General features: G+C 63.2%; 5 protein-coding genes. 3 read left to right on the forward strand and 2 right to left on the reverse strand.

Annotated features, from left to right (window positions below; all coding sequences use genetic code 11):
- Positions 1-134 precede the first annotated feature (134 nt).
- Positions 135-554, reverse strand: a complete 420-nt coding sequence (locus ACK5NW_RS05775) for a YbaN family protein (RefSeq protein WP_416925986.1) — start codon at positions 552-554, stop codon at positions 135-137.
- 276 nt (positions 555-830) lie between these two features.
- Here ACK5NW_RS05775 and ACK5NW_RS05780 point away from each other — a divergent pair, with 276 nt between their 5' ends.
- From ACK5NW_RS05780 to ACK5NW_RS05790, 3 genes are all read left to right on the forward strand, one after another.
- Positions 831-1,781, forward strand: coding sequence for a prenyltransferase (locus ACK5NW_RS05780; protein WP_416925988.1), 951 nt, complete (start codon positions 831-833; stop codon positions 1,779-1,781).
- A 145-nt stretch (positions 1,782-1,926) separates the two neighbouring features.
- Positions 1,927-3,420 carry an AMP nucleosidase gene (locus ACK5NW_RS05785; protein WP_416925990.1) on the forward strand — a complete coding sequence of 498 codons (1,494 nt, stop codon included), beginning with the start codon at positions 1,927-1,929 and terminating at the stop codon, positions 3,418-3,420.
- Positions 3,421-3,478: 58 nt separating this feature from the next.
- Positions 3,479-4,483: a hypothetical protein gene (locus tag ACK5NW_RS05790; RefSeq protein ID WP_416925992.1), complete on the forward strand. Its 1,005-nt coding sequence runs from the start codon at positions 3,479-3,481 to the stop codon at positions 4,481-4,483.
- A gap of 8 nt (positions 4,484-4,491) precedes the next feature.
- Here the strand turns inward: ACK5NW_RS05790 and ACK5NW_RS05795 are convergent.
- Positions 4,492-5,163: GTPase (locus tag ACK5NW_RS05795; protein ID WP_416925994.1), on the reverse strand; the 672-nt coding region annotated here is incomplete at its 5' end.

Consider the following 5,163-nt stretch of genomic DNA (forward strand, 5'->3'; position numbering starts at 1 on the left):
AGTGCGGGATGCGGATCGGGATGGGCTGCAAGGCGCAAACCGCAGCGATACCTGGCGGTATCGCGAGGATTTGCAACGCAGCAGACCGCCCGGGGCCGCGCCCACACACCCGCGCAGAGACTTTGAACACGCTCTCAGGCATCCGGTCTGAACCACAGCCATACCGCCACGGCCAGCATCACCGCAGGCACGGTCACGCGCAGCCACAGCGGCACCTGGTCAAAAAACTGCAAGCCCACGGCGCTGCACGCCATCATCAGGCTACTGGCCCACTTGGCCCGCCGGGGCACCGCGCCGCGTTCGCGCCACTGCACGATGGGCGGGCCGAGCGTGGGGTGCGCCAACAGCCAGCGTTCAAACACCGGCCAGCCCTGACTGGCGGCCCAAGCTGAGACGATGAGAAACGGCACGGTGGGCATCACCGGCAGCACCACGCCCAGCAAGCCCAGCCCCAGACTGAGCAGGGCCAGAGCGCGCCAAGCCGCCACCAACATGCGGCGGCGCCAGGCCAGGCGCTCGGGCGTGAGTTCTGTTTCAGGCGGCTTCTTGGGCATCTAAATAGCGTTTAGCCTAGATCCGGCAGTTGGACGCATCTGATGGTGCGGCGAGCGCAGTGCCAGTGGGTGCGTAGCGCCTTGACCTCCAGGGTGAGTGTGGGAAAAGGCAGAAAGTTGCGTATTCATGCGGCTTTTAAGAAGAACTCAAGCGGTCAACTGCTGGATCTAGGTTTAGTCCAATGGCAGCAAGCAAATAAAGCTATCAAATCAAAAGCAAATAACGGCACTCAGGGATCTTACCGCCTGGTGTGCCCCCGAAGCCAAAATAGCCCCATGACCCACCCCAACACCCGCGCCCCGTCAGACGATCCGCCGCGCTCTTCTCTGGTGCTGTACTGGCGCATGACGCGGCCGGGTTTTCTGCTCATCACCCCCGTGGCTTGCGCCATCGGGCTGGCCACGGCAGCGGCTTGTGGCTGTGGTTTCAACACTGCGCTGGCCGTGGCCACGGTGCTGCTGGCCACATTGGCGCAGGCCGGCGCCAATGTGCTGAATGACTACGAAGACGCCCGCAACGGGGCCGATGCGGCCAACCGCAGTGCCATTGCGCCGTTCACCGGCGGGGCGGGCTTTATCCAACGCGGGCAGGCCAGCGTGCAGCAAACAAGGGCGTTGGCACGCGGGCTGGGGCTGGCACTGGTGGGGGCGGGGCTGGTGCTGGCTTCGGCGGTCGGCGGCGGCCTGCTGCTGATCGGGCTGGCGGGCGTGGCGCTGGGCTGGGCGTATTCGGCCCCACCTTTCAAACTGATGTCGCGGGGTTTGGGCGAGCTGGCGGTGGCGCTGTCGTGGTGGTTGATCGTGATCGGTGCCGACTATGTGCAGCGCCGCCATTTCTTCTGGATGCCGGTGGCCGTGGGGCTGCCTTATGCGCTGCTGGTGGCTAATATTTTGTTGGCCAACGGCTTGCCCGATGCGGCAGGCGATGCCGCTGTGGGCAAGCGCACGCTGGCCGTGCGCCTGGGCGCGCGCCCAGCGGCAGGGCTGTACGCCTGGCTGACGCTGCTGGCCTATGGCTGGGTGGTGGTGGGCGTGGCGCTGGTGATCTTGCCGCAGGCGGCGCTGTGGTCGCTGGCATCGGCCCCGGTCAGCGCCGTGGCGGCGGTGCTGATCTGGCAGCGCGCCCACACGCCCGAGCGGCTGCGCCCCGCACTGGTGCTGACCATTGCCGCCTGCGTGCTGCACGGGCTGAGCATGGCGGCGGGGCTGGCGAGCATGTCGCGCTGAATTGCTCACTTATAAATAGCTTTTGTCGCTTGACGGACGGGCGCTGGGCGCTGATTTGGCGCTTGATTTACAGAAGCGGGCTGCCAGGGTGTGAATGCGGTATCCCGGCTTGCGCTGGCAGCACCGTTCGTGGTGACAATGGGGCATGACCTTTCAGCCTCCCTTCCAGCCCCCCACCGCCTGCGCTGACCCGCACCAGGCGCTGGCCCATGTGCAGCGTATTTATGCCCAGGGCGTGCAGTACCTGCGCGATGCCTTGCAGCGCTATATCGACAGCCCCTTGCCTGCCAATGCACCTTTGCAGCGCGTGCGTGCTTGCTACCCCTTTGTGCGTTTAACCACCGCCACCGGCCACCCCACACCCAGCGGGCTGGCTTACGGCTTTGTGGCCCGTGGGGGGCGCTATGAAACCACGCTGACCCGCCCCCACCTGTTTGGACATTACAACCTGGAGCAATTTCGCCTGCTGATGGCCAACCACAGCGCGGCGCTGCAAGTGGGCAGCAGCCACACACCGATCCCGCTGCCGTTCAGCTTTGCTGAAGACACCAGTTTTGAGCAGGGCCTGTCGCCCGAGCACCGCCGCCGTCTGCCTGAAGTGTTCGACCTGCCCGATCTGACCGCCATGGATGACCGCATCGCCAACGGCACCTGCGAGCCGCCACCCGGCGCGCCCGAGCCGCTGGCGCTGTTCACCGCCCCGCGCGTGGACTACTCGCTGCACCGGCTGCGCCATTACACCGGCACCTCGCCCGAGCATTTTCAGAACTTCGTGCTGTTCACCAATTATCAGTTCTACATCGACGAATTCATCGCCCTGGGCGAGCGAGAAATGCAAGACCCGGGCAGCGACTACACCGCCTTCGTGCAACCCGGCAACGTGCTCACGCGCCGCGTCGGCCTGCCGCCCCAGGCCGGTGACACCCTGGGCACGCCGCCGCCGCGTCTGCCTCAAATGCCCGCTTACCACCTGCGGCGCGAAGACTGCAGCGGCATCACGTTCGTGAACATCGGCGTCGGCCCCAGCAATGCCAAAACCATCACCGATCACATCGCCGTGCTGCGCCCGCACGCCTGGATCATGGTCGGCCACTGCGCCGGGCTGCGCAACAGCCAGCAACTGGGCGACTACGTGCTGGCCCACGCCTACGTGCGCGGTGACCACGTGCTGGACGAAGATCTGCCCCTGTGGATTCCTCTGCCCGCCCTGGCCGAGGTGCAAATCGCCCTGCAAGACGCCGTGGCCGAGGTCACCGGCCTGCGCGGTGCCGACTTAAAGCGCGTGCTGCGCACCGGCACCGTGGCCACCACCGACAACCGCAACTGGGAGCTGCTGGGTGCTGGCGCACCCGCGCGGCGCTTTTCGCAATCGCGCGCCGTCGCACTCGATATGGAAAGCGCCACCATCGCCGCCAACGGCTTTCGCTTCCGTGTGCCCTACGGCACCTTGCTGTGCGTCAGCGACAAGCCCCTGCACGGCGAAATCAAACTGCCCGGCATGGCCAACCAGTTTTACCGCGAACGCGTCAGCCAGCACTTGCAAATCGGCCTGCGCGCCATCGACCGGCTGCGCCAAAGCGGCCCCGGCCAGTTGCACAGCCGCAAACTGAGGAGCTTTGCGGAGGTGGCGTTTCAATAAGCGGCGCTTGCACGCGTGGCATTCAACCCAATAACTGCTTCAACCTTAATGACCTTTTATGATTGACAGACATGCACTTGAGGTTCTCTTGGTCTATAAACCTGCGCGACAGCGCTTCGCTATGCGCGTTACAGCATGGCGTCACGCCATGGTTTGGGCTTTAGTTTCTACGGCAGCGTTGCTCAACTTGGTCAATCAAGCTTCAGCCCAGGATTTACGCGTGACAGAGCAACGCATCGCAGAACTTAAAAAATCGGTTGAGGTTGATCGGGTCGAGCCGCGCAAACGGGGACTTTTTGAGCGTACAAACCGCAAAGAACTCCAGCGCCTGTCAGCGCTGATTTACGAACGCAAAATCACCTACCCGCAGGTGAAGGAATATCTTCAATTGGGCGGAGACCCCAATGTGTTGACCAACTATAAGCCACGTAGTTTGTGGATGGACATTTATCCGCGCAACTTGCTGAATAAATTCATTGCGGGCGATTGGCCACGCAACGGTGGCGGTGTTTTTCAGCATAACCAGGATCAACGCAAAGATCGGATTAAATCCTTGGCGCTGTTGCTGGCCAGCGGCAGCTCGCCCTCCCATCTGGAGACTCCACCAGCTCCTTCCAGTGAAGATTTGAAGCCCATCTTATGGGCCAGTATCGTGGGAGATAAAGAGGCTGTGGCCTTGATGCTGGATCAAGGTGCCGATGTCAATGTGATGCAAAAGCAGGGGGCGATGTTGTACGGCCCGCCGCTGCTGGAGGCGTTTGACGAGGCCACGGCCGATACGGTGCTGGCTTACAAACCTGATCTGGCGTTGGTCGATGAGGACGACAGAAGTCTGATTGAACGCGCGGTACACAGAGAACCATCTTATGACGTGCTCTGGCGCGTGCGCTGGATGCAAAAGCGTGGTCTGCGCTTTGTATGGAAAACAGGAGGCAGCTACGACCCCATACGCAGGGCACGTTTGATGCTGAGTAACCGCTATCCCAATCCCAACGATCCGGATGCGACAAAAAACTGGCCAGAGATCGCAGAAATACTGCCGCTCCTAAAAAAGACGGATTGAAAAGCCGCTCACTTTCCAATACAAAACCTCGAAAAAATCACCCCCAGCAAATCGTCGGCGCTGAAGGTGCCAGTGATGTCGCCCAGAGCGTTTTGCGCCAGGCGCAGCTCTTCGGCCAGCAAATCGAGCATGGGGGTGGGGCCGCCCAGTTGGGCGGTGGCCGCGTGCAGGTGTTCGGCAGCGGCTGACAGGGCTTGCAAATGGCGCTGGCGGGCGATGAACTGGCCTTCGCCGGCGTCTGACTGCCAGCCCGCTACCTCAAGCAGGCGCTGGCGCAGGGTGTCCAGCCCGTGACCGGTTTTGGCGGACAGGGCCAGGCCACCGGCTTGATCGGGTGGCGCAGGCCATGCGGCAGCGGCGTCGCATTTGTTCCATAGGGGCAGCACGGGCACGCCGCGCGGCAGGCGTTGGGCCAGTTGGTCAAGAATGCGCTGGTCTTCGGCGCGGTAAGCGGCTTCAGGCCAGCGTGTCAGATCGTGCAGCAGCAGCACGGCGTCGGCCGATTCGATGTGATGCCAGGCGCGGTCGATGCCGATGCGCTCTACCTCATCGCCGCTGTCGCGCAGACCCGCCGTGTCCAGCACGTGCAACGGTACGCCTTCGATCTGGATGGTTTGCTGCACCACGTCGCGCGTGGTGCCCGCAATGGGGGTGACGATGGCCAGCTCGGCCCCGGCCAG

The sequence above is a fragment of the Ottowia sp. genome (genome assembly GCF_047975795.1).
In the GTDB taxonomy this organism is placed as follows: Bacteria; Pseudomonadota; Gammaproteobacteria; order Burkholderiales; family Burkholderiaceae_C; genus Ottowia.

Excerpts from the sequence above, each read along its gene's own strand:
- ACK5NW_RS05775 (WP_416925986.1), bottom strand. The coding sequence starts at position 554 with ATGCCCAAGAAGCCGCCTGAAACAGAACTCACGCCCGAGCGCCTGGCC.
- ACK5NW_RS05780 (WP_416925988.1), top strand. The coding sequence starts at position 831 with ATGACCCACCCCAACACCCGCGCCCCGTCAGACGATCCGCCGCGCTCT.
- ACK5NW_RS05785 (WP_416925990.1), top strand. The coding sequence starts at position 1,927 with ATGACCTTTCAGCCTCCCTTCCAGCCCCCCACCGCCTGCGCTGACCCG.
- ACK5NW_RS05790 (WP_416925992.1), top strand. The coding sequence starts at position 3,479 with ATGATTGACAGACATGCACTTGAGGTTCTCTTGGTCTATAAACCTGCG.